Genomic DNA, 22,189 nt, shown 5'->3' on the forward strand with positions numbered 1-22,189 from the left:
AACCTTTTGAATCAACGTTTCTGGGTCAGGGCGCGGCGTTCGAATTCAACGATGCGCTGACGGTAATGCTCAATCGTCTGGGCGGTGAGCACGCTGCGCTGGTCGTCTTTCAGTTCGCCGTTCAGCTCCTGGGACAGTTTGCGCGCCGCGGCCACCATCACGTCGAAGGCTTGCTTGGGATGACGCGGGCCTGGCAGACCGAGGAAGAAGCTCACTGCCGGTGTGCTGAAGTGGTCGATGTCGTCCAGATCGAAAACGCCCGGCTTGACCGCATTGGCCATCGAGAACAGGACTTCGCCATTGCCAGCCATGCTTTCATGGCGGTGGAAGATGTCCATCTCGCCGAAACGCAGACCGCTTTCCAGAATGTTCTGCAACAGCGCCGGGCCTTTGAAGCCGGCGGCGTCGCGGCAGATCACGCTGATCACCAGCACTTCTTCGGCTTGCGGTTGTTCCTTCTCGCTGGTCGAACTCGACGCCTTGGTGTCATCCGGGAAATCGTCGTCCCGACTGCTGAAGCTCGGGCCGCCGTCCAGATCCAGACTGAGGTTCATGTCGCCTTGCGAAGGCTCGCCATGGCCACGCTTGCCGCGCTTGGAACCCGACTCACGCGGCTCACGGGCAGGCATGCTCACCGACGGCAGATCGTGCTCGTCCAGTTGCGGCTCTTTATGCGTATCCAGCACACGGGGCGGGCCCAACAGCTCGGCGCTGGTGTCCTCGTCCGGCAAGTTGGACAAACTTCGGTCGAGACGGAATTTCAGTTTCCCCTTGCCGCCGCGCATGCGACGCCAGCCATCGAAAAGAATACCGGCAATGACAATAATGCCGATGACGATCAGCCACTCGCGCAGACCGATTTCCATGTAATCCCGTGCCTCTATAAAAAATGCTGAAAAATAAGGGGTTTACATTGTGTAAACCGCTTTAAAACGTGGCGCCAACTCTATGTTCTGACAGGCGTTTTGCCCACGTATACGAAAAATTGACATTAAACTAGCACGACCAAAGGCAACTTTACACCGTCTGTCACAATGGCTTGCGCGAATATGTCGATTGGCCAGCAAGTCAGGACAGGTAAATAAGTCCTACAACTCACAAATACCTCTCCTACAAACGCCGACTCAGGCATCCACCATCGCCATCGCCTCCTCGACATCCACTGCCACCAGACGCGAGCAACCCGGCTCGTGCATCGTCACCCCCATCAGTTGCTCGGCCATTTCCATGGCGATCTTGTTGTGGGTGATATAGATGAACTGCACCGTCTGCGACATCTCCTTGACCAGCCGTGCGTAGCGTCCAACGTTAGCGTCATCCAATGGCGCGTCAACCTCATCGAGCATGCAAAACGGCGCCGGATTCAACTTGAAGATGGCAAAAACCAGAGCCAGGGCTGTCAGGGCTTTTTCGCCACCGGAGAGCAAATGGATGGTGCTGTTCTTCTTTCCTGGCGGCTGCGCCATGATCGTTACCCCTGTATCGAGTAGATCTTCGCCCGTCAGTTCCAAATACGCGCGTCCTCCACCGAAAACTTTTGGGAAAAGGGCCTGTAAACCGCCATTGATCTGATCAAAGGTATCTTTGAAGCGGTTTCGGGTTTCCTTGTCGATCTTGCGAATCACGTTCTCGAGCGTGTCCAGCGCTTCCACCAAATCGTCGTTCTGCGCATCCAGATAACGTTTACGCTCGGATTGTTGCTGGTATTCGTCGATGGCCGCCAGGTTGATCGCACCGAGACGCTGAATTCGCGCGGCGATGCGTTCGAGTTCTTCTTCAGCGTCCTTCTCGTTGGCGTCGGCCACCAGGGTGGCAAGCACGCCGTGGAGGTCGTAACCGTCTTCCAGCAACTGATCTTCCAAGGTCTTGCGGCGCACGGTCAGAGCCTGCCATTCCATGCGCTGGGTTTCCATCTGCCCCCGAATCAACTGCGATTGCTGCTCGGCCTGGTTGCGACGTTTTTCCGCATCGCGCAATTCGCGGTCAGCGTCTTCCAGAGCGATCTGCGCCGTCTTGAGTTCTTCGTCGACGGTCATGCGCTTGTCGAGCAGTTCTTCAAGTTTCAACCGCAGTTCTTCCAGCGGCGCCTCGCCCTCTTCCAGGTTGAGACTGAGCTGTTCGCGCTTCTCGGTCAGGCGCTCGGATTGCATTTCCAGCCGTTCCAGCGCCTGACGCGTCGAGTCGTGCTGTGCCTTGAGCGACCCCAGACGCACCGCCAGTTGATGGGCGTGATCCTTGTGCTGCCGGGCTTCCTGCCGCACCCGATCAAGTCGCTCGCGCAAGCTGTCACGCTGGGCCAGCAGTAACTCGCGCTGCTCGGTGTCCAGCGCCATGCTGTCGAGGGCTTCCTGCAATTGCAGACGCGCCTCGCCGATATTTTCGTGCTCCAGAGCGCGTTGCTCAGCCAACTCCGTGAGCTCTTCGTCCAGGCGTGTACGGCGCAAGGTCAGTTGTTCGGCCTTGGCTTTGCCGGCGGACAACTGGGCTTTCAACTCACCTTGCTGACGGGCTTCGTCTTGCAGCAGTCGGCGCAGATGCTCGCGACCGTTCTCCTGCTGACGCTGTTGCGCCCTGAGATTCTGAAGTTGGGTTTCCAGGGTTTCGACCGTAGCTTCGCGCTCTTCGCGCTCAAGGTCCAAACGCTGGATTTCCTGACCACGAGCCAGCACGCCGCTTTCCGCTTCGCTGGCACGGCGGACACGTAAAAAGTGCCGACCGACCCAATAACCATCGCGACTGATCAGGCTTTCGCCAGGTGCCAATTGACCACGCAAGGCCAAAGCCTGTTCAAGACTGTCGACCGGTTTGACCTGCCCCAGCCATGGCGACAAATCAATCTGCGCCTCGACCTTATCGAGCAAGCTGCTCGCCACTCGCACGCCATCGCTGCCGGGACTGAGCAAGCGTAAATCGCCCTGGGCAAACCCGGCCAGATCGAAATCGCCGAAGTCATCCACCAGCACCGCTTGCAGGTCGGCGCCGAGCACGGTTTCTACCGCCAACTCCCAACCGGCGTCGACTTTCAGGCCTTCGGCCAGACGCGGTCGGTCGGCCAGATTCTGTTCACGCAACCATTCGGCGGTGCCGGTGCCCGGATCGAGTGCGGCTTGTTGCAAGGCTTCAAGGGAGGCGAGACGACCGTTCAGACGCTGTAAATCGCCTTGGGCCTGTTGCTGCGCCGTCAGCGCGTGCTGCAATTCCTGACGCAGTTGTTCAAGCTTTTCGACCTGAGCTTGTTCACTGGTCTGCAAATCCTCAAGCGTCGCTTCGGATTCAGCGAGCTGCTCGCTGAGTTCCATGATCGCCGCGTCTTCCGGGTCTGCCGAGAGCAACGCGCGCTCCTCGCCCAGACGCTTCTGACGATCGGCCAAACGCTCCATGCTGGTTTCCAGCTGCTGGATGCGCGACTGCTGAACTTCGGATTGGCGACGCGGTTCGGCGGCCGTCAGGTTGAAGGTGTCCCATTGCTCTTGCCAGGCGTGCATGGTGGTTTCGGATTCTTCCAGCGCGGCGGCAGCCTCTTCGGCGGCGGCGCTGGTGACTTCCTGTTCGGGGGTGAGCATGTCCAGCTCTTCGCCCAAGGTCAGCAGCAAGGTGCGGTCGTGACCCAGGTGCGACTCGGTTTCCAGACGCGCCCGCTCGGCTTCTTTCAGATCGTCCTGCAGTTGGCGCAGGCGTTGTTGACCGTGCTGGATGCTCTGTTCGACCCGGGCAATGTCGCCACCGACCGAATAGAAGCGCCCCTGCACCAGATTGAAGCGTTCGGACAGGTCGTGGTGCCCGTCCCGCAAGCGTTCGATAGCCGCATCGGCGTTACGCTGCTCGGCCACCAGCGCTTCGAAGGTGACTTCCTGATTGCCGATGATCGCTTCGCGCTGACCGACCTGTTCATTCAACGCCTGCCAGCGCAGGGCCGACAGTTGGGCCTTGAGCTGACGCTCCTCGCCTTTGTATTCCTGATACTTCTTGGCGGCCTCGGCCTGGCGGTACAAGCGTTCAAGCTGGCGCTCGAGCTCTTCGCGCAGGTCGGTCAGGCGGGCCAGGTTTTCGTGGGTGCGGCGGATGCGGTTTTCGGTCTCGCGCCGGCGCTCCTTGTACTTGGAGATGCCCGCCGCCTCTTCAATAAAGTTGCGCAGGTCTTCGGGCTTTGACTCGATCAGCTTGGAGATCATCCCCTGCTCGATAATCGAGTAGCTGCGCGGGCCCAGGCCGGTACCGAGAAAGATGTCAGTGATATCGCGACGGCGGCATTTGGTGCCGTTGAGGTAGTAAGTGGTCTGGCTGTCGCGGGTCACTTTGCGGCGAATGGAAATTTCCGCGTAGGCCGCGTATTCGCCGAGCAGGGTGCCGTCGGAGTTATCGAACACCAGCTCGATGCTCGCCTGGCTCACCGGTTTTCGGCTGGTCGAGCCGTTGAAGATGACGTCGGTCATCGACTCGCCGCGCAGGTTCTTGGCCGAACTCTCGCCCATCACCCAGCGCACGGCGTCGATGATGTTCGACTTGCCGCAACCATTGGGCCCGACCACCGCCGCCATGTTACTGGGGAAGTTCACCGTGGTCGGGTCGACGAAGGACTTGAACCCCGCCAGCTTGATGCACTTTAGCCGCACGCTCAGGCGTCCGTCAGGGCAGAAACCACCAGATCACTGCTGCGCTGGGCATACGCCGTCAGCACAAGGCGGATCTGCGGAAAATCACGGGCCAGCACGGCGGCGAGCAAGCGTTCGAACAGTTCGAGGAACTCGCTCATCGAGGCTTTGCGCTGATCCAGGGCGAGGAAATACGCGCGGCTCATCGCCGGCTGCAGATTCTCGACGGTTTCCTGCAAGTACGGGTTGTTGGCGAACGGGTACGCGGCGCGCATCACACTGAAGCTGTCATCGACAAAGGTGCGAATGTCCTGGCGCTCATAGCTGGCCGTCAGACGCTGCTGGATTTGCACGAACGGCGCCATGTCGGCCTGGACTTGCCAGCCGCTGGCCACTGCATTGCCCAGCAGGATGTAAAGCTCGCTCATCAGCGTGCACAGGCTCTGGACCTTGTGGGCCGTCAGCTCGGTCACATGGGCGCCACGTCGCGGCAGGATCGCGATCAAGTGGCGGCGCTCGAGGATCAGCAAGGCTTCACGGACCGAACCGCGGCTGACATTGAGGGCCAGCGTGACCTTCTGTTCCTGGATGCGCTCCCCGGGCTTCATTTCGCCGCGAATGATACGTTCGGCGAGGTGGTGAGCAATTTGCTCGGCGAGGCTGTCCGGCGCCTTGAACGTCATGGTTGTCCTTCAAACTCTTCGATTTGCACAAGCGGCGCAGTGTAGCGCAATTGATACGACATGGCGGAGTGCCCACTCAGCGGTTTTTGGCACGAATCCAGCAAAAAGCAGGCTATCCCGAGAGGGTCAATAATGAAGGAACGAGTCGTTGATCGACAAAATGCTATTTCCTGACCTTTAAGTCAGAAAATCATTGACCGAAAAGTCAGACCTGATAAATTCGGTTCAAGTCGGTTAACAACAATAATGAGTCTGCGAGGCCTTCCGTGATCCAGTTTTTACTTAACCAGGAACTCCGTAGCGAGCACGCCCTGGACCCAAACCTGACCGTGCTCAATTACCTGCGCGACCATGTGGGCAAACCCGGCACCAAAGAAGGCTGCGCCAGCGGTGACTGCGGCGCCTGCACCGTGGTGGTTGGCGAGCTGCAAACGGATGACGATGGCCGCGAACACATTCGCTATCGCAGCCTCAACTCGTGCCTGACGTTCGTTTCGTCATTGCACGGCAAACAATTGATCAGTGTCGAAGACCTCAAGCACCAAGGCGAGCTGCACAGCGTGCAAAAAGCCATGGTCGAGTGCCACGGCTCGCAATGCGGTTTTTGCACACCCGGTTTCGTCATGTCGCTGTTCGCGCTGCAAAAGAACAGCGATCAACCGGATGCTCATAAAGCTCACGAAGCACTGGCCGGCAACCTCTGTCGCTGCACTGGCTATCGGCCGATTCTGGCGGCCGCCGAACAATCCTGCTGCGGCAAGCAAACGGACCAGTTCGACGCCCGTGAAGCCGACACCATCGCTCGCCTGAAGGCCATCGCCCCCACCGATATCGGCGAACTCAACAGTGGCGACAAACGCTGCCTGGTGCCGCTGACCGTGGCCGATCTGGCTGACCTCTATGACGCCTATCCACAAGCCCGCCTGCTGGCCGGCGGTACGGACCTGGCGCTGGAAGTCACACAGTTCCACCGCACCCTGCCGGTGATGATCTACGTCGGCAATGTCGCCGAGATGAAGCGCATCGATCGCTTTGACGATCGCCTGGAAATCGGCGCCGCCACCACCCTCTCCGATTGCTATGAGGCCTTGAAAGCCGAGTACCCGGACTTCGGCGAACTGCTGCAACGCTTTGCTTCCCTGCAGATCCGCAACCAGGGCACCCTCGGCGGCAACATCGGCAATGCCTCGCCGATCGGTGACTCCCCGCCCCTGCTGATTGCCCTCGGTGCGCAGATCGTTTTGTGCAAAGGCGAAGTCCGCCGCACGATGGCGCTGGAAGATTACTTCATCGATTACCGGGTCACCGCCCGTCAGGAAAGCGAGTTCATCGAAAAGATCATCGTGCCGCGTGCCAGCGCCGAACAACTGTTCCGCGCCTACAAAGTCTCCAAGCGTCTGGACGATGACATTTCCGCCGTTTGCGCCGCGTTCAACCTGCGCATCGACAACGGCGTGATCGCCGACGCTCGCGTAGCGTTCGGCGGCATGGCCGCGATTCCGAAACGTGCGAATAACTGCGAAACGGTGTTGCTCGGCGCGCCATTCAATCACGACACCGTTGAACGCGCCTGCGCTGCACTCGCCGAAGATTTCACACCGCTCTCGGACTTCCGCGCCAGCAAGGAATACCGCCTGCTCAGCGCGCAGAACCTGTTGCGTAAATACTTCATCGAACTGCAAACACCGCACATCGAGACTCGGGTGACCGCTTATGTCTAATCATCACGCTGTAGAGAAGACCCAAGCCGAATTGGCTGAACTGTTCGCCAAGGACCTGACCACCGGTGTCGGCCGCAGCGTCAAGCACGACAGCGCCGCCAAGCACGTGTCCGGTGAAGCGCAGTACATCGACGACCGGCTGGAATTTCCGAACCAGTTGCACGTTTACGCACGCCTGTCGGACCGTGCCCACGCGAAAATCATCAGCATCGACACCAAGCCCTGCTACGCCTTCGAAGGCGTGCGCATCGCCATTACCCACGAAGACGTGCCAGGCCTGAAAGACATCGGCCCCTTGCTGCCGGGCGACCCATTGCTGGCCATCGATGACGTGCAATTCGTCGGTCAACCGGTACTGGCCGTTGCGGCGAAAGACCTGGAAACCGCACGCAAAGCCGCGATGGCCGCGATCATCGAATACGAAGACCTCGAACCCGTTCTGGACGTGGTTGAAGCCCTGCGCAAACGCCATTTCGTGCTCGACAGCCACACGCATCAGCGCGGTGATTCGGCCGCTGCCTTGGCCACGGCGGAACATCGTATCCAGGGCACATTGCACATCGGCGGCCAGGAACACTTCTATCTGGAAACCCAGATCTCTTCGGTGATGCCGACCGAAGACGGCGGCATGATCGTCTACTGCTCGACGCAGAACCCCACCGAAGTGCAGAAGCTCGTCGCCGAAGTGCTCGATGTGTCGATGAACAAAATCGTCGTCGACATGCGCCGCATGGGCGGTGGTTTCGGCGGCAAGGAAACCCAGGCCGCGAGCCCCGCGTGCCTGTGCGCAGTGATCGCGCACCTCACCGGCCAGCCGACCAAGATGCGCCTGCCGCGGGTCGAAGACATGCTGATGACCGGCAAGCGTCACCCGTTCTACATCGAGTACGACGTGGGCTTCGACAGCACTGGTCGGCTGCATGGCATTGCCCTGGAACTGGCCGGTAACTGCGGTTGCTCGCCGGACCTCTCGGCATCGATTGTCGACCGCGCGATGTTCCATGCCGACAACTCTTATTACCTGGGCGACGCGACCATCAACGGTCATCGCTGCAAGACCAACACCGCGTCGAACACCGCTTACCGTGGTTTCGGCGGCCCGCAAGGCATGGTCGCCATCGAAGAAGTGATGGACGCCATCGCCCGCCATCTGGGCCTTGATCCGCTAGCGGTGCGCAAGGCCAACTACTACGGCAAGACCGAGCGCAACGTCACCCATTACTACCAGACCGTCGAGCACAACATGCTCGAGGAAATGACCGCCGAACTTGAAGAAAGCAGCCAGTACGCCGAACGCCGCGAAGCGATTCGTCGCTACAACGCCAACAGCCCGATCCTGAAAAAAGGCCTGGCGCTGACCCCGGTGAAATTCGGTATTTCCTTCACCGCCAGCTTCCTCAACCAGGCCGGTGCGCTGATCCACGTCTACACCGACGGCAGCATCCACCTGAACCATGGCGGCACCGAAATGGGCCAGGGCCTGAACACCAAAGTCGCGCAGGTCGTGGCTGAAGTGTTCCAGGTGGAAATGGACCGTGTGCAGATCACCGCGACCAACACCGACAAGGTGCCGAACACCTCGCCGACCGCCGCTTCCAGTGGCGCTGACCTGAACGGTAAAGCCGCACAGAACGCAGCTGAGATTATCAAGAAGCGCCTGGTGGAGTTTGCCGCGCGGCAGTACAAAGTCAGCGAAGAAGACGTGGAATTCCACAACGGTCATGTTCGCGTTCGCGATCACATCCTGACGTTTGAAGCGCTGATCCAGCAGGCGTATTTCGCCCAGGTTTCGCTGTCGAGCACCGGGTTCTACAAAACTCCGAAAATCTTCTACGACCGTAGCCAGGCGCGGGGCCGGCCGTTCTATTACTACGCCTTCGGCGCAGCGTGCTGCGAGGTGATCATCGACACCCTCACCGGCGAGTACAAAATGCTGCGCACCGATATCCTCCACGACGTCGGCGACTCACTGAACCCGGCGATCGACATCGGTCAGGTCGAGGGTGGTTTCATCCAGGGCATGGGGTGGCTGACCATGGAAGAACTGGTGTGGAACAACAAGGGCAAACTGATGACCAACGGCCCGGCCAGCTACAAGATCCCGGCGGTGGCGGACATGCCGCTGGACCTGCGAGTGAAGCTGGTGGAAAACCGTAAAAACCCGGAAGACACGGTGTTCCACTCCAAGGCTGTGGGTGAGCCGCCGTTCATGCTCGGCATCGCTGCGTGGTGTGCGATCAAGGACGCCGTGGCCAGTCTGGGGGACTACAAGCATCAACCGAAAATCGATGCGCCGGCGACGCCGGAGCGGGTGTTGTGGGGCTGTGAGCAGATGCGGCAGTTGAAGGTGGCGAAGGCTGTTGAAGCCGAGGCTGAGTTGGCTTCGCTCTAAACAGCGGCGCGGCCGTCATCGCCAGCAGGCTGGCTCCCACAGGATTTGCGTATGTGGACACCACAAACCCTGTGGGAGCTAGCCTGCTAGCGATGACGGCCGAACAGACAACAGAAATGTTGAGGTGAATATGTACAACTGGATCGACGCCCTCGCCGACCTGCAATCCCGGGGTGAACCCTGCGTGTTGGTCACCATCATCGAAGAGCTCGGCTCGACGCCGCGTAATGCCGGCTCGAAGATGGTCATCAGCGCCAACCAGACCTTCGACACCATCGGTGGCGGGCATCTGGAATACAAGGCCATGCAAATCGGCCGCGAGATGCTGGCCAGCGGCAAGCAGGACACGCACCTTGAACGCTTCAGCCTCGGCGCCAGCCTGGGACAATGCTGCGGCGGCGTGACCGTATTACTGTTCGAACCGATGGGCCAGGTTCAGGCGCAGGTCGCCGTGTTCGGTGCCGGCCACGTCGGCCGGGCGCTGGTGCCGCTGCTCGCCAGCCTGCCCTGCCGGGTGCGCTGGATCGATTCGCGGGAAGCCGAATTCCCGGAACAGATCCCCCACGGCGTACGCAAAATCGTCACCGAAGAACCGGTGGACGAAATCGATGACCTGCCCGCTGGCAGCTACTGCATCGTCATGACCCACAATCACCAACTCGACCTCGAACTCACCGCTGCGATCCTCAAGCGCAACGACTTCGCCTACTTCGGCCTGATCGGTTCGAAGACCAAACGGGTGAAATTCGAACACCGCTTGCGTGACCGTGGTTTCGACAGCGCCGTGCTGCAACGCATGCGCTGCCCGATGGGCATCGGCGAAGTCAAAGGCAAGTTGCCTGTGGAAATCGCCATCTCCATCGCCGGCGAAATCATCGCTACCTATAACGCCAATTTCGGCCAGCACACTGCCCGCGCCGGATCATCGATCGCCAAACTGCTGCCTGCCTCACGCCGCAACCAGGCTTCGAACCAAGCCACGAATTGAGAACGACAATGCCTTTGACTCGCAAAGCCTACCGCGCCGCCATTCTGCACAGCATCGCCGACCCCGCCGAAGTGGGCATCGAAGCCTCTTATGAGTATTTCGAAGACGGCTTGCTGGTGGTCGATAACGGCCAGATCAGCGCCCTTGGTCACGCCAGCGACTTGCTGCCGACCCTGCCAGCCGATATCCAGATCACGCATTATCAGGACGCGCTGATCACCCCGGGCTTCATCGACACCCACATTCACTTGCCGCAAACCGGCATGGTCGGCGCCTACGGCGAACAGCTGCTGGACTGGCTCAACACCTACACCTTCCCGTGCGAAAGCCAGTTTGCCGACAAGGATCACGCTGACGAAGTCGCGGACATTTTCATCAAGGAACTGCTGCGCAACGGCACCACTACGGCCCTGGTGTTCGGCAGCGTGCATCCGCAATCGGTGAACTCGTTCTTTGAAGCCGCCGAACAGCTGGACCTGCGGATGATTGCCGGCAAGGTGATGATGGACCGCAACGCGCCGGACTACCTGACCGACACCGCCGAAACAAGCTACGTCGAAAGCAAGGCGCTGATCGAACGCTGGCACGGCAAGGGTCGCCTGCACTACGCAGTCACCCCGCGCTTCGCCCCGACCAGCACCCCGGAACAGCTGACCCTCGCCGGCCAGTTGCTCAGCGAATTCCCGGATCTGTACATGCAGACCCACATCAGCGAAAACCTCAAGGAAATCGAGTGGGTCAAGGAACTGTTCCCGGAGCGCAAGGGCTACCTGGACGTCTATGACCACTACAAACTGCTCGGCGAACGTTCGGTATTCGCCCACGGCGTGCATCTGTGCGATGACGAATGCGCGCGACTGGCGGAAACCGGCTCGGCGATCGCCTTTTGCCCGACGTCGAACTTCTTCCTCGGCAGCGGCCTGTTCAACCTGCCGATGGCCGAGAAGCACAAGTTGAATGTGGGCATCGGTACGGATGTCGGTGGCGGCACCAGTTTCTCGCTCCTGCAAACGCTGAACGAAGCGTACAAGGTGATGCAGCTGCAAGGTGCGCGACTGAGCCCGTTCAAATCGTTGTACCTGGCGACCCTCGGCGGTGCTCGTGCGCTGCGTCTGGAAGACAAGATCGGCACCCTGCAACCGGGCACTGATGCGGACTTCCTGGTACTGGACTACAACGCCACGCCACTGCTGAGCTATCGCTTGAAGCAGGCCAACAACATTGCCGAGACGTTGTTTGTGTTGATGACGCTGGGGGATGACCGGACGGTGTTGCAGACGTATGCGGCGGGGAATCAGGTGCATCAGCGCTAGTTTTCTTCGGGCATAAAAAATCCCCCGTACTCTTCAGTCCGGGGGATTGATCGTTCCCACGCTCCGCGTGGGAATGCAGCCCGGGACGCTCCGCGTCCCAATCCAGAACCGAACGCAGAGCGTCCGTTGAGGCATTCCCACGCAGAGCGTGGGAACGATCAGTGTCAGGAAGTCAGAGTTTCGCAGCAGGCCGCCCTGGCTTTTTGGTCTGCAACAAATGCGAGAACACCGCATGCAAATCATCCGACGCGCTTTCTTCGTCGAGGTTGAGTTTGCTGTCGATGTGATCCATGTGATGCATCATCAGATCCACCGCCAGCTCAGCGTTGCGCGCTTCGATGGCGTCGATCAGCTGGGTGTGCTCGTCGTAGGAACAGTGGGAGCGATTGCCGCTTTCATACTGGGCGATGATCAACGACGTCTGGGACACCAGGCTGCGCTGGAAGCTGATCAACGGCGCGTTTTTCGCCGCTTCGGCCAACTTCAAGTGAAACTCGCCCGACAGACGAATACCGGCGCCGCGATCGCCACGGGAGAAGCTGTCGCGTTCGTCGTTGACCATCTGGCGCAACTCGGCAATCTGCTCGGCAGTGGCGTGCTGCACCGCCAATTCAGTGATCGCGCGCTCCACCAGACGCCGGGCCATGAACACCTGGCGAGCTTCTTCGACACTCGGGCTGGCCACGACAGCGCCACGGTTCGGCCGCAGCAGCACGACGCCTTCATGGGCCAGGCGCGACAGCGCGCGGCGAATGATGGTGCGACTGACCCCGAAAATTTCCCCCAGCGCTTCTTCGCTCAACTTGGTACCGGGCGCCAGACGCTGTTCGAGGATGGCCTCGAAAATATGCGCGTAGACGATATCGTCCTGGGTACCGCTGCGGCCGGCTTTGCCTGCTCGCGGTTGTTTCTTGAGAGGTTGCAACTGTTCGTTCATGGGCACTCGAGTCGGAAGAACTGCGGCGAATTGACCGTGACTGTAATACGGCACAGTGGGTCGCTGGCAAGTATCGCGTAAAAAACACTGCGATTGTACACAATGGATGGTGGCAACACGACTGTACGGCTGTTTGTCACTTCCGCTGTATTGCAACGACTCCTTACGTTTGAGTTTAGGCTTGAACGCAGAATCCGCCGCCTAAATGCAATCCCCTGTGGGAGCGTGGCTTGCCCGCGAAGGCGTCGTGTCAGTCAACATTGATATCGACTGACACGACGCCTTCGCGCGCAAGCCACGCTCCCACAAGGTTCAGCGTTGATTCGACATCTTTATCAGAACAAGGAACACCGCTGTCATGAACGACGCCACGCACACGCAGATCCGCCCTTTTGCCGATACGTCGCCTTCTGCGATCGTCGCCGGCTTCATTGCGATGATGACCGGTTACACCAGTTCGCTGGTCCTGATGTTCCAGGCTGGGCAAGCGGCGGGGCTGACCAGCGGGCAGATTTCCTCGTGGATCTGGGCCATCTCGATTGGCATGGCGGTGTGTTCGATCGGCCTGTCCCTGCGTTATCGCACACCGATCACCATCGCCTGGTCGACACCCGGCGCGGCGTTGCTGATCACCAGTCTGGGCGGCGTGGCCTACGGCGAAGCCATCGGCGCCTACATTACCTGCGCGGTGCTGGTGACGATCTGCGGCCTGACCGGCAGCTTCGAGCGGCTGATGAAAAAGATTCCAGCGGCATTGGCCGCGGCCCTGCTGGCGGGGATTCTGTTCAAAATCGGCAGCGAAATCTTCGTCGCCGCGCAGCATCGCACCGCACTGGTGCTGGGCATGTTCTTCACTTACCTGGTGGTCAAACGCCTGTCGCCGCGTTACGCCGTTCTCGCCGCGCTATTGATCGGGACGGCACTTTCCGGGCTCATGGGCCTGCTGGATTTCAGCGGTTTTCATCTGGAAGTGGCGACGCCGGTCTGGACCACGCCACACTTCTCCTTCGCCGCGACCATCAGCATCGGTATTCCGCTGTTTGTCGTAGCAATGACCTCGCAGAACATGCCCGGCATCGCCGTATTGCGCGCCGACGGTTATACCGTACCGGCTTCACCGCTGATCACCACCACAGGCATCGCTTCATTGCTGCTGGCACCGTTCGGTTCCCACGGGATCAACCTGGCAGCCATCAGCGCGGCAATTTGCACCGGGCCGCATGCCCATGAGGATCGCAACAAACGCTATACGGCGGCCGTGTGGTGCGGGATTTTCTACGGGATTGCCGGGGTGTTCGGCGCGACACTGGCGGCACTGTTTGCCGCGCTACCGAAAGAACTGGTGCTGTCGATAGCGGCACTGGCGTTGTTTGGCTCGATCATCAATGGCTTGAGCATCGCCATGAGCGAAGTGAAGGAACGTGAAGCGGCGCTGATTACCTTTATGGTCACGGCGTCGGGGCTGACGCTGTTTTCCATCGGTTCGGCGTTCTGGGGGATTGTGGCGGGGGTTCTGACGATGGTGATTCTGAATTGGCGTAAAAGCTGAAAGCTCGCAGCCTCGTTTCACTCGACAGCTGCTACATGGATTGCATTGCCCTGTAGCAGCTGTCGAGTGAAACGAGGCTGCGTGCCGTTGATCGTCACAAAAAAACGGCGCCCCTTGGGTCGCCGTTTTTTTACAACATCAAGCTACCGGATTGATCGGCTTTTCCGGGTACCAGACGTCGATCAGCGGGCTGACAGTCGCTTCGGTCAGTTCGCTGCGGCCTTTGAGCCAGGCTTCAACAGCAGCACGCTGCTCTTCGGATACCGAGCCACGCTTCTGCAGGCAAACCAGACCGAAGTCGTCGCCACCAACATAGCCCAGACCGTTGGCTTCCATGGCTTCTTTGAGGAACGCGTCGAGGAAAGCATCAATGGCTTCATCAGCCAAATCTTCTTTGAAATCCAGGTTCAGTTCGAAACCCAGCTCTTGAAATTCATCGACGCACAGTTTTTTGCGCAGACGCTGGGAACGGTTAGTCGCCATTGGAACAATCCTCATAAGTAATAACGGGCGGCACTTTAGCAGTTTAAGGCGCCGATTGCCCGTTTCTCTGGGCTGCAAGCCCTACCGTCGGTAAAAAATAGCGGATTGGAAGGCCAGCACACGGCACAAGCCGCTACACCTTGGGGCATAATGCCGACACTTTCATGACCGCTGAGGGAATTTATCTTCATGCCCTCGTCTTTTTCCCCCTCGGCTGTAGGGTTTTATTTCAGATGATCAAATCTTTGCGTCCACTGTTACTGGCCGGTTTTCTGCTCCCACTGGCCTTCTCTGTTTCCGCCGCCCAGATCAATACCGCGCTGTCGCCCAACGTTGAAAAAGCCCTCAAGGCCAGCAAAATGCAGGACAACGCCCTGTCGCTGGTGATGATCCCGCTCAACGGCCCTGGCACCCCGACGATTTTCAACGCTGACGTCTCCGTCAATCCGGCCTCGACCATGAAACTGGTCACCACGTACGCGGCGCTGGAAATGCTTGGCCCGAACCACCAGTGGAAAACCGAGTTCTACACCGACGGTACGCTCAGCGGCGGCATCCTCAACGGCAACCTCTACCTCAAGGGTGGCGGCGATCCGAAGCTGAACATGGAAAAACTCTGGTTGCTGATGCGTGACCTGCGCGCCAACGGGGTGACGCAAATCACCGGCGATCTGGTGCTGGACCGCAATTTCTTCGCACAACCGCAATTGCCGCAGTTCAACGACGACGGCAATGACGATAACAAGCCGTTCCTGGTCAAACCTGACGCGCTGATGGTCAATCTCAAGGCCCTGCGCTTTGTGGCGCGCAACGACAACGGCCGGGTGCTGGTGTCGGTGGAACCGCCGATTGCCAGCATTCGCATCGAAAACCAGGTCAAAGCCGTCAATTCCAAGCAATGCACCGGTGGCGTGCGTTACAACCCGGTGACCCAGCCCGATGGCAGCGTGACCGTGACGGTTGGCGGCCAGTTGGGCGAGGGTTGCAGCTCCCAGACTTACCTGTCGCTGCTCGACCACGCGACTTACACCGCAGGCGCCGTACGAGCGATCTGGAAGGAACTGGGCGGCAGCATTCAGGGCGTGGACCGTATGGCGCCAACACCCAAAGGCGCCAAGGTCCTGGCTCGGGCTTTCTCGCCGGACCTGGCGGAAATCATCCGCGACATCAACAAATACAGTAACAACACCATGGCCCAGCAGCTGTTCCTGAGCCTGGGTGCGCAGTACCGCACCGAGGCCGACGGTGACGATGCCAAGGCTGCACAGCGTGTCGTGCGTCAGTGGCTGGCGAAGAAAGGCATCACCGCGCCACATCTGGTGATGGAAAACGGTTCCGGCCTGTCCCGTGCCGAACGAGTGAGTGCGCGTGAATTGGCCGGCATGCTGCAAGCAGCCTGGAAAAGCCCGTATTCGGCCGAGTTCATCAGCTCAATGCCGATTGCCGGCACCGACGGCACCATGCGCAAACGCCTGAAGACCACGGCGATGCGCGGTGAAGCGCACATCAAAACCGGCACCCTGAATACCGTGCGGGCGATTGCCGGTTTCAGCCGCGACATCAACGGCAATACCTGGGCGGTCGTGGCGATCCTCAACGACAAGGCACCGTTTGGCGCGTCGTCGGTACTGGATCAGGTGCTGCTGGACCTGTATCGCCAACCGAAACTGCCGCAAACGGCTTCGGTGCTCTAACCCCCACACCTGATCGTTCCCACGCTCTGCGTGGGAATGCAGCCCGTGACGCTCCGCGTCACTGGACGCAGAGCGTCCCTAGAGGCATTCCCACGCAGAGCGTGGGAACGATCATGCTGCCAGCTCTAGTTCATCTCTTCTTCTACCCGATCCCGTCCGGCCTGTTTCGCCGCATACACCCCCGAATCCGCCCGCAGCAGCAGGGCATCCGCGCCCTCCCCGACTCGCCAACTGGCAATCCCGAAACTGGCGGTCACTGTCCCGACGCCTTCAATCGGCGAACCGCGCAAGCCTTGCCACAGCTGCAAGGCCAGGACATGGGCATGCTCGCCGCTGATGTCCGGGCAGAGCACCATGAATTCCTCGCCACCCAGGCGACAGAATACGTCGGTGCGTCGCAGCCGATGGCTGATGCGTTCGCACACAATCTGCAACACCCGATCGCCGACCGCATGGCCATGCTGGTCATTGATGCGTTTGAAGTGGTCGATATCGAGCATGATCACCGACAACTCGCCGCCACCGCGTTCGACCCGGACCATTTCCGTGGTCAGGCGCTCCTGGAAATAGCGACGGTTGTGGATGCCGGTCAGAGAGTCGGTGATCGATAGCGCCCGCAGTTCTTCTTCCACCCGTTTCAAGTCGGAGATGTCCGAGATGTAGCCGTGCCAGAGCACGCCGCCACCGGGCAATTCCTCCGGTGTCGCCTCGCCACGAACCCAACGCAGGCCGCGCAGGGGTAATTGCACGCGGTATTCCTCGCGCCAGGGGCTGAGGGTATCCGCCGACGCCCGGATCGAAGCGCGGACCCGGGTGCTGTCCTGCGGATGAATCCGCGTGAAAATCGCTTCGGCGTTGAGCAACAGTACGTCGGGCTCGAGTTCGTAGATCTCGCGAATACCGTCGCTGGCGTAGATCACGCTGAAACGCCCATCGAACTCCATCTTGAATTGGTAGATCCCGCCAGGCACATGAGCGCTGAGTTTCTTCAACAACAGGTCCCGTGCCGCCAGTGCCTCGTGGACCCGCTTACGCTCGGTGATGTCGATACAGATCGCCAGGTGTCCGACCCACAAGCCTTGCTCGTCGAGGACCGGGGTCGCCAGCATGTTCACCGTCAAATGGCTGCCATCGCTACGCAGCAGCGTCCATTCTCGTGCTTCATGTCCGCCCTCCTCGCCGCCCTCTACCAACATCGCCTGGCAGGTCGGAATCGGTTTGCCATAGCGCGCGCTCAACTCCGCCGAACGGGCCACGAGCTCTCGGGGCAGGTGCAGGTTTTCCAGGGTCATGTGGCCGACCACCTCGGTGCTGGTGTAGCCAAGCATTTGTTCGGCTCCGGCATTAAAGGTACTGATAACCCCGCGCAGGTCAGTGGCGATGATCGCCACTTGGGTCGCGGCATTCAGCACACCCCGCAACTGGCCATGGGTGCCGCGTAGCTCCTGCTCGCGGTCGTGCAGTTCCTGGGTCCGTTGCTCGACCATTTTCAGCGCCCGTTGACGCTGACTGACCAGCACATAGAGCAAGGCACTGAGCAACAGACTGAGCAAACCACCCAGCACCACCAGGGAGGACACCGAAGAGTGATTGGCTTTCAGGAAGGCATCGCTGGGCTGAATGTCGACTTGATAGTCATGGTCGGCAAGCCGCAGCAGCCGGGTCGCAGCCAACTCACTGGGGGGCGACGTGTTGGGGGACTCATAAAGCACTTCGTGCTGATCGTCTGTGGATAAGTCGAGGATGCGCACCGAAAGATAGTCACGGCCAGCCTCCGGCAGCCCGTCCGCCAGCAACTGATGCATGCTGATCACGGCCATGACATAACCGTAAGGTTTCGACCCCGCCGGACTATTGCGCATCAACACCGGTGCGACCAGCAATACGCCGCGGGCATAGGCGGGCTCGATACTGACCAGATGCATTGGTTGCGATACCGCCATGCCGCCGTGCTGATCGGCCCGTTCAAGGGTGGCACGGCGCAAGGGTTGAGCCCACAAGTCGTAGCCCAGCGGCGAGCCGAGTTTACTTTGGGTCTGGCTATACAGCACCGCCACGTACTCATCCCGTTCGGCCGCCAGTTGCAGTTGGCCGTCGGCATTGAGTTCGCGCAGAGCGAAGTCGGGTAAACCCTCGGCCCGCACCTGGCGTTCAAATTCCGCCCGTTCGGCACCGGTTATCCGCTTGGCGAAGGAATAGGCCTGGGTCCGGTGCAGCAGCGGTTGGGTGTAGCCGTCGAACTCCGCGCGGGAGACCGAATCGGAATTGGCAAAGAACCGGCGCAGGCCATCGAGGCGCTGTTCCTGATCTTCGAAGCGTTCTTCGATACGGCTGTAACGTTCACTGGCCAACAGTTGGAAACGTTGCCGCAATTGATGGTGGAACAGATTCAGCGTCGACCACGCCAGCAATCCGGTGAGAATCCCGCCGACAACCAATACCAGCAGTGCGACCAGCCAGGCCGACGCATCTTCACTGATAAAACCCAGGATTTTCGGGCGCACGGCGTGTAACGACATAGACGCAACTCAAAACGCCAGGTGCGGGAAAGCCCATTGGCCATGGATTGAGTTATAGCTATTAGCCATCAATTTGACCAGCCCAGAAAGAAGCCAAGAGCCTTTAAAAATCAAGGCTCTGTGGATCCAATTCCTTCAAGTGTCAACGAGCCGTGATTTTCCAGGCACGGTGGATTTTGCCATTACGGGCGAAATCCGGATCGATGGTCTGGGCGGTGATTTCCTCGACCGCATAACGCTCGGTGAGGTTTTCCTCGAGCTGGAACTTGCGGAAGTTGTTGGAGAAATACAACACCCCGCCCGGGGCCAGGCGCGCCATGGCCAGGTCGATCAATTGCACCTGGTCACGCTGCACATCAAAGATCCCTTCCATGCGCTTGGAGTTGGAGAACGTCGGCGGATCGATGAAGATCAGGTCGTATTCGTCACGGCAAGCGTCGAGCCAGGCCATCACGTCGCCCTGCTCCAGACGGTTCTTCTCGGAGAAACCGTTCAGCGACAGGTTGCGACGCGCCCAGTCCAGATAGGTTTTCGACAGGTCGACGCTGGTGGTGCTGCGCGCGCCGCCCTTGGCTGCATGAACACTGGCGGTTGCGGTGTAGCTGTACAGGTTGAGGAAGCGCTTGCCGGCGGCCTCTTTCTGAATCCGCATGCGCATTGGCCGGTGATCGAGGAACAGCCCGGTGTCGAGGTAATCGGTGAGGTTGACCAGCAGCTTCACGCCGCCTTCATTGACCTCGACGAACTTGCCCTGTGCCGCTTGGCGTTCGTACTGCTTGGTGCCGCTCTGACGCTCGCGACGCTTGACCACCACGCGGCTCTTGTCGATGTTCAGGGCCTGCGGAATGGCGGCCAGGGCATCGAACATGCGCGCCGAGGCTTTTTCCGGATCGATGGATTTCGGCGCGGCGTATTCCTGGACGTGGACCCAATCCTGATACAGGTCGATGGCCATCGAGTATTCCGGCATGTCGGCATCGTAGACGCGGTAGCAGTCGATGCCTTCACGCTTGACCCATTTGCCCAGGGCCTTGAGGTTCTTTTGCAGTCGGTTGGCAAACATCTGCCCGCCTTCGCTCAAGCGCGGCTGCTCGATCACCACCGGGGCCGGTTTGATCGGGTTGCCGTTCTTGTTGTACTTCTCGTACTTGCCCGGTGCTACGTCGTTGTCTGCAGCTTCGACTTCGGCTTGAACTTGTTCGCGCTCGACCTGACGCTGCTCCGGAGTGCGGCGTTCGCCAGTGACGAACTGGTCCGGGGTGACTTTGATCAGCAGCAATTTGCACGGCAAGGCGCCGTTCCAGAACGAATACTGTTTGTGGCTGCGGATGCCCATGCGCTTGCCCAGGTCCGGGGCGCCGGTGAATACCGCGGCTTCCCAGTTCAAGCAGGCCTGTCGTAGACGTTCGCCGAGGTTCTGGTAGAGATAGAGCAAGCTCGCTTCATCACCCAGACGTTCGCCGTACGGCGGGTTGCAGATCACCAGGCCTTTCTGGTTCTGGTCCGGACGTGGCTCGAACGTCCCGACTTCGCCCTGGTAGATCTTGATCCACTCGCTCAGGCCGGCACGTTCAACGTTGTTGCGGCCCGGTTGAATCAGGCGCGGATCGGCTTCGTAACCGCGAATCCACAGCGGTGGCTTGGCCAGACCGGCCGCGCAACGCTCAGTGGCTTCTTCGTGAAGCTTTTTCCACAGCGCCGGGACGTGACCGAGCCAGGCGGTGAAGCCCCACTGCTCGCGACGCAGGTTCGGCGCCATGTCGGCGGCGATCATCGCGGCTTCGACGAGGAACGTACCGACACCGCACATCGGGTCAGCCAGCGCGCCGCCCTCGGCCGCAATACGTGGCCAGCCGGAACGGATAAGAATTGCTGCCGCGAGGTTTTCCTTCAGCGGCGCTGCGCCCTGCTGCAAGCGATAGCCACGCTGGTGCAGGCTGTGGCCGGAGAGGTCGAGGGACAGGATCGCTTCGCCGCGGTCCAGGCGCAGGTGAATGCGCAGGTCCGGGTTGAGCTTGTCGATGGACGGACGGTCGCCCTGTGGCGTGCGCAGTTTGTCGACGATGGCGTCCTTGACCTTCAAGGCGCCGAAGTGAGTGTTGTCGATGCCCGAGCCGTGACCGCTGAACTCAACGGCCAGGGTGCCGTCATTGAGCATGTGGTCTTGCCACTCGATATCCAGCACGCCGTGGTACAGGTCTTCGGCGTCCTTCATCGGGAACCGCTTGAGCACCAGCAGCACCCGGTTCGCCAGACGCGACCACAGGCACAGGCGATAAGCGGTTTCCATGGTGGCCATGCCGCGCACGGCAGAGGTGTGCTCACGCGCTTCTTCAAGGCCAAGCCCGACGGCTTCCTCGATGAGCAGGCCTTCAAGGCCTTTAGGGCAAGTGAGGAAGATTTCGAATTGATCGGACATTGGAATTTCAGAGCCTTTCGCTAAGTGAACCGGCAACGCATTGCCGGCCCGGTTTTCAATCAGGCGCTTTTCTAAAAGAGCGCCCGCGTGGCACGAAGGTGTGCCGTCCCATCCCTGCAAGCTCGGGTTAAAAGAGCTTAGATGCAAAGACAGATAAAAAAGTTGATGCAATAAAATGTCATAAGTCGACCCTTCGTCGAATAATGCCTCATTTCAACGCGAGCCATTCTCAGCAAAGGATTAACCCCATCATCCAGCGAGGGGCTGATCATACCGGGGTTTTGCCAATAAACACGGGACAACATGGTGTTACTTATCGCCATACCATCTTTATCGTTACGTCCTTATGACAAAACGATCATTCCCTCGATGTGACGCATTGGTTAGAACTCACCACAGGTTGACGCCGCTATGACGTCAACACCTTGGCTCGCGACGCCGGCAGCGAGCCCCAACGGCAGGAGGTTTTTCTGCCAGACCTCGATTGAGGTCAACGCGATAAATACAGTCAACAAGTGAGGGCAACACCCTATGAGAAGACTTAAGCGTGATCCGTTGGAAAGAGCATTTTTGCGCGGATATCAATACGGCGTTGGTGGCAAATCCCGCGAGCTTTGCCCATTTACTCTACCGTCGGTACGCCAAGCCTGGATTAACGGCTGGCGAGAAGGACGCGGCGACAACTGGGACGGTATGACCGGCACTGCGGGAATCCATAGACTCAACGAACTTCACGCCGTCGGCTAATACAGGGCACACACTCCGACACGACAATCTGATTACGTAACGACTTACCACGCACGCCCCATCCGGGCGGCGGGCTTCGGCCCAGGGGCTCCTTCGAGGAGCCCTTTTTTATGCCTGCTCCCCACACATCCCCCTGTAGCAGCTGCCGAGCA

General features: G+C 59.6%; 14 protein-coding genes. 7 read left to right on the forward strand and 7 right to left on the reverse strand.

The annotated features are described in order from the left end of the window. Positions 1–11: 11 nt before the first annotated feature. The 3 genes from zipA to ACQ4OB_RS11360 form a co-directional block, all read right to left on the reverse strand. A complete protein-coding gene (gene zipA / locus ACQ4OB_RS11350; RefSeq protein WP_074875062.1) occupies positions 12–866 on the reverse strand; it encodes a cell division protein ZipA in 855 nt (284 codons plus the stop codon). 258 nt (positions 867–1,124) lie between these two features. Continuing rightward, entirely contained in the window at positions 1,125–4,613 is a 3,489-nt protein-coding gene (gene smc, locus ACQ4OB_RS11355; protein ID WP_430955700.1) for a chromosome segregation protein SMC, read from the reverse strand. A gap of 2 nt (positions 4,614–4,615) precedes the next feature. Beyond that, positions 4,616–5,275: a GntR family transcriptional regulator gene (locus ACQ4OB_RS11360; RefSeq protein ID WP_102616675.1), complete on the reverse strand. Its 660-nt coding sequence runs from the start codon at positions 5,273–5,275 to the stop codon at positions 4,616–4,618. Between the two features lie 266 nt (positions 5,276–5,541). Between ACQ4OB_RS11360 and xdhA the strand changes: the two genes are divergently transcribed. The 4 genes from xdhA to guaD all read left to right on the forward strand — a co-directional run bounded on the left by xdhA (position 5,542) and on the right by guaD (position 11,689). After that, positions 5,542–6,996 carry a xanthine dehydrogenase small subunit gene (gene xdhA, locus ACQ4OB_RS11365; RefSeq protein WP_102616676.1) on the forward strand — a complete coding sequence of 485 codons (1,455 nt, stop codon included), beginning with the start codon at positions 5,542–5,544 and terminating at the stop codon, positions 6,994–6,996. Continuing rightward, a complete protein-coding gene (gene xdhB / locus ACQ4OB_RS11370) occupies positions 6,989–9,388 on the forward strand; it encodes a xanthine dehydrogenase molybdopterin binding subunit (protein WP_074875055.1) in 2,400 nt (799 codons plus the stop codon). The genes xdhA and xdhB overlap by 8 nt, the downstream gene beginning before the upstream one ends. Before the next feature lie 130 nt (positions 9,389–9,518). Then, a complete protein-coding gene (gene xdhC / locus ACQ4OB_RS11375; protein WP_102616677.1) occupies positions 9,519–10,376 on the forward strand; it encodes a xanthine dehydrogenase accessory protein XdhC in 858 nt (285 codons plus the stop codon). Between the two features lie 8 nt (positions 10,377–10,384). Continuing rightward, positions 10,385–11,689, forward strand: coding sequence for a guanine deaminase (guaD, locus tag ACQ4OB_RS11380; RefSeq protein WP_430955701.1), 1,305 nt, complete (start codon positions 10,385–10,387; stop codon positions 11,687–11,689). A gap of 172 nt (positions 11,690–11,861) precedes the next feature. Here the strand turns inward: guaD and ACQ4OB_RS11385 are convergent, their stop codons facing one another. Then, positions 11,862–12,626: a GntR family transcriptional regulator gene (locus ACQ4OB_RS11385; RefSeq protein WP_008146364.1), complete on the reverse strand. Its 765-nt coding sequence runs from the start codon at positions 12,624–12,626 to the stop codon at positions 11,862–11,864. A 358-nt stretch (positions 12,627–12,984) separates the two neighbouring features. Here ACQ4OB_RS11385 and ACQ4OB_RS11390 point away from each other — a divergent pair, with 358 nt between their 5' ends. Beyond that, complete coding sequence (locus tag ACQ4OB_RS11390) at positions 12,985–14,175, forward strand: benzoate/H(+) symporter BenE family transporter (protein ID WP_102616679.1); 1,191 nt, start codon at positions 12,985–12,987, stop codon at positions 14,173–14,175. Positions 14,176–14,313: 138 nt separating this feature from the next. Here the strand turns inward: ACQ4OB_RS11390 and ACQ4OB_RS11395 are convergent, their stop codons facing one another. Next, entirely contained in the window at positions 14,314–14,658 is a 345-nt protein-coding gene (locus ACQ4OB_RS11395; protein WP_007896965.1) for a YggL family protein, read from the reverse strand. Between the two features lie 233 nt (positions 14,659–14,891). Here ACQ4OB_RS11395 and dacB point away from each other — a divergent pair, with 233 nt between their 5' ends. Beyond that, positions 14,892–16,352, forward strand: a complete 1,461-nt coding sequence (gene dacB / locus ACQ4OB_RS11400; RefSeq protein ID WP_074875047.1) for a D-alanyl-D-alanine carboxypeptidase/D-alanyl-D-alanine endopeptidase — start codon at positions 14,892–14,894, stop codon at positions 16,350–16,352. A 125-nt stretch (positions 16,353–16,477) separates the two neighbouring features. Here dacB and ACQ4OB_RS11405 read toward each other — a convergent pair whose 3' ends face one another. Next, a complete protein-coding gene (locus tag ACQ4OB_RS11405) occupies positions 16,478–18,871 on the reverse strand; it encodes a sensor domain-containing diguanylate cyclase (RefSeq protein ID WP_430955702.1) in 2,394 nt (797 codons plus the stop codon). Positions 18,872–19,013: 142 nt separating this feature from the next. Next, entirely contained in the window at positions 19,014–21,290 is a 2,277-nt protein-coding gene (rlmKL, locus tag ACQ4OB_RS11410) for a bifunctional 23S rRNA (guanine(2069)-N(7))-methyltransferase RlmK/23S rRNA (guanine(2445)-N(2))-methyltransferase RlmL (RefSeq protein WP_430955703.1), read from the reverse strand. A 531-nt stretch (positions 21,291–21,821) separates the two neighbouring features. Here rlmKL and rmf point away from each other — a divergent pair. Beyond that, complete coding sequence (rmf, locus tag ACQ4OB_RS11415) at positions 21,822–22,037, forward strand: ribosome modulation factor (RefSeq protein WP_003223300.1); 216 nt, start codon at positions 21,822–21,824, stop codon at positions 22,035–22,037. The last annotated feature ends 152 nt before the right edge of the window (positions 22,038–22,189 follow it).

It is taken from the genome of Pseudomonas sp. ES4 (assembly GCF_050586665.1).
GTDB lineage: Bacteria > Pseudomonadota > Gammaproteobacteria > Pseudomonadales > Pseudomonadaceae > Aquipseudomonas > Aquipseudomonas frederiksbergensis.

Excerpts from the sequence above, each read along its gene's own strand:
- zipA (WP_074875062.1), bottom strand. The coding sequence starts at position 866 with ATGGAAATCGGTCTGCGCGAGTGGCTGATCGTCATCGGCATTATTGTC.
- ACQ4OB_RS11360 (WP_102616675.1), bottom strand. The coding sequence starts at position 5,275 with ATGACGTTCAAGGCGCCGGACAGCCTCGCCGAGCAAATTGCTCACCAC.
- xdhB (WP_074875055.1), top strand. The coding sequence starts at position 6,989 with ATGTCTAATCATCACGCTGTAGAGAAGACCCAAGCCGAATTGGCTGAA.
- xdhC (WP_102616677.1), top strand. The coding sequence starts at position 9,519 with ATGTACAACTGGATCGACGCCCTCGCCGACCTGCAATCCCGGGGTGAA.
- guaD (WP_430955701.1), top strand. The coding sequence starts at position 10,385 with ATGCCTTTGACTCGCAAAGCCTACCGCGCCGCCATTCTGCACAGCATC.
- ACQ4OB_RS11385 (WP_008146364.1), bottom strand. The coding sequence starts at position 12,626 with ATGAACGAACAGTTGCAACCTCTCAAGAAACAACCGCGAGCAGGCAAA.
- ACQ4OB_RS11390 (WP_102616679.1), top strand. The coding sequence starts at position 12,985 with ATGAACGACGCCACGCACACGCAGATCCGCCCTTTTGCCGATACGTCG.
- ACQ4OB_RS11395 (WP_007896965.1), bottom strand. The coding sequence starts at position 14,658 with ATGGCGACTAACCGTTCCCAGCGTCTGCGCAAAAAACTGTGCGTCGAT.
- dacB (WP_074875047.1), top strand. The coding sequence starts at position 14,892 with ATGATCAAATCTTTGCGTCCACTGTTACTGGCCGGTTTTCTGCTCCCA.
- ACQ4OB_RS11405 (WP_430955702.1), bottom strand. The coding sequence starts at position 18,871 with ATGTCGTTACACGCCGTGCGCCCGAAAATCCTGGGTTTTATCAGTGAA.
- rlmKL (WP_430955703.1), bottom strand. The coding sequence starts at position 21,290 with ATGTCCGATCAATTCGAAATCTTCCTCACTTGCCCTAAAGGCCTTGAA.
- rmf (WP_003223300.1), top strand. The coding sequence starts at position 21,822 with ATGAGAAGACTTAAGCGTGATCCGTTGGAAAGAGCATTTTTGCGCGGA.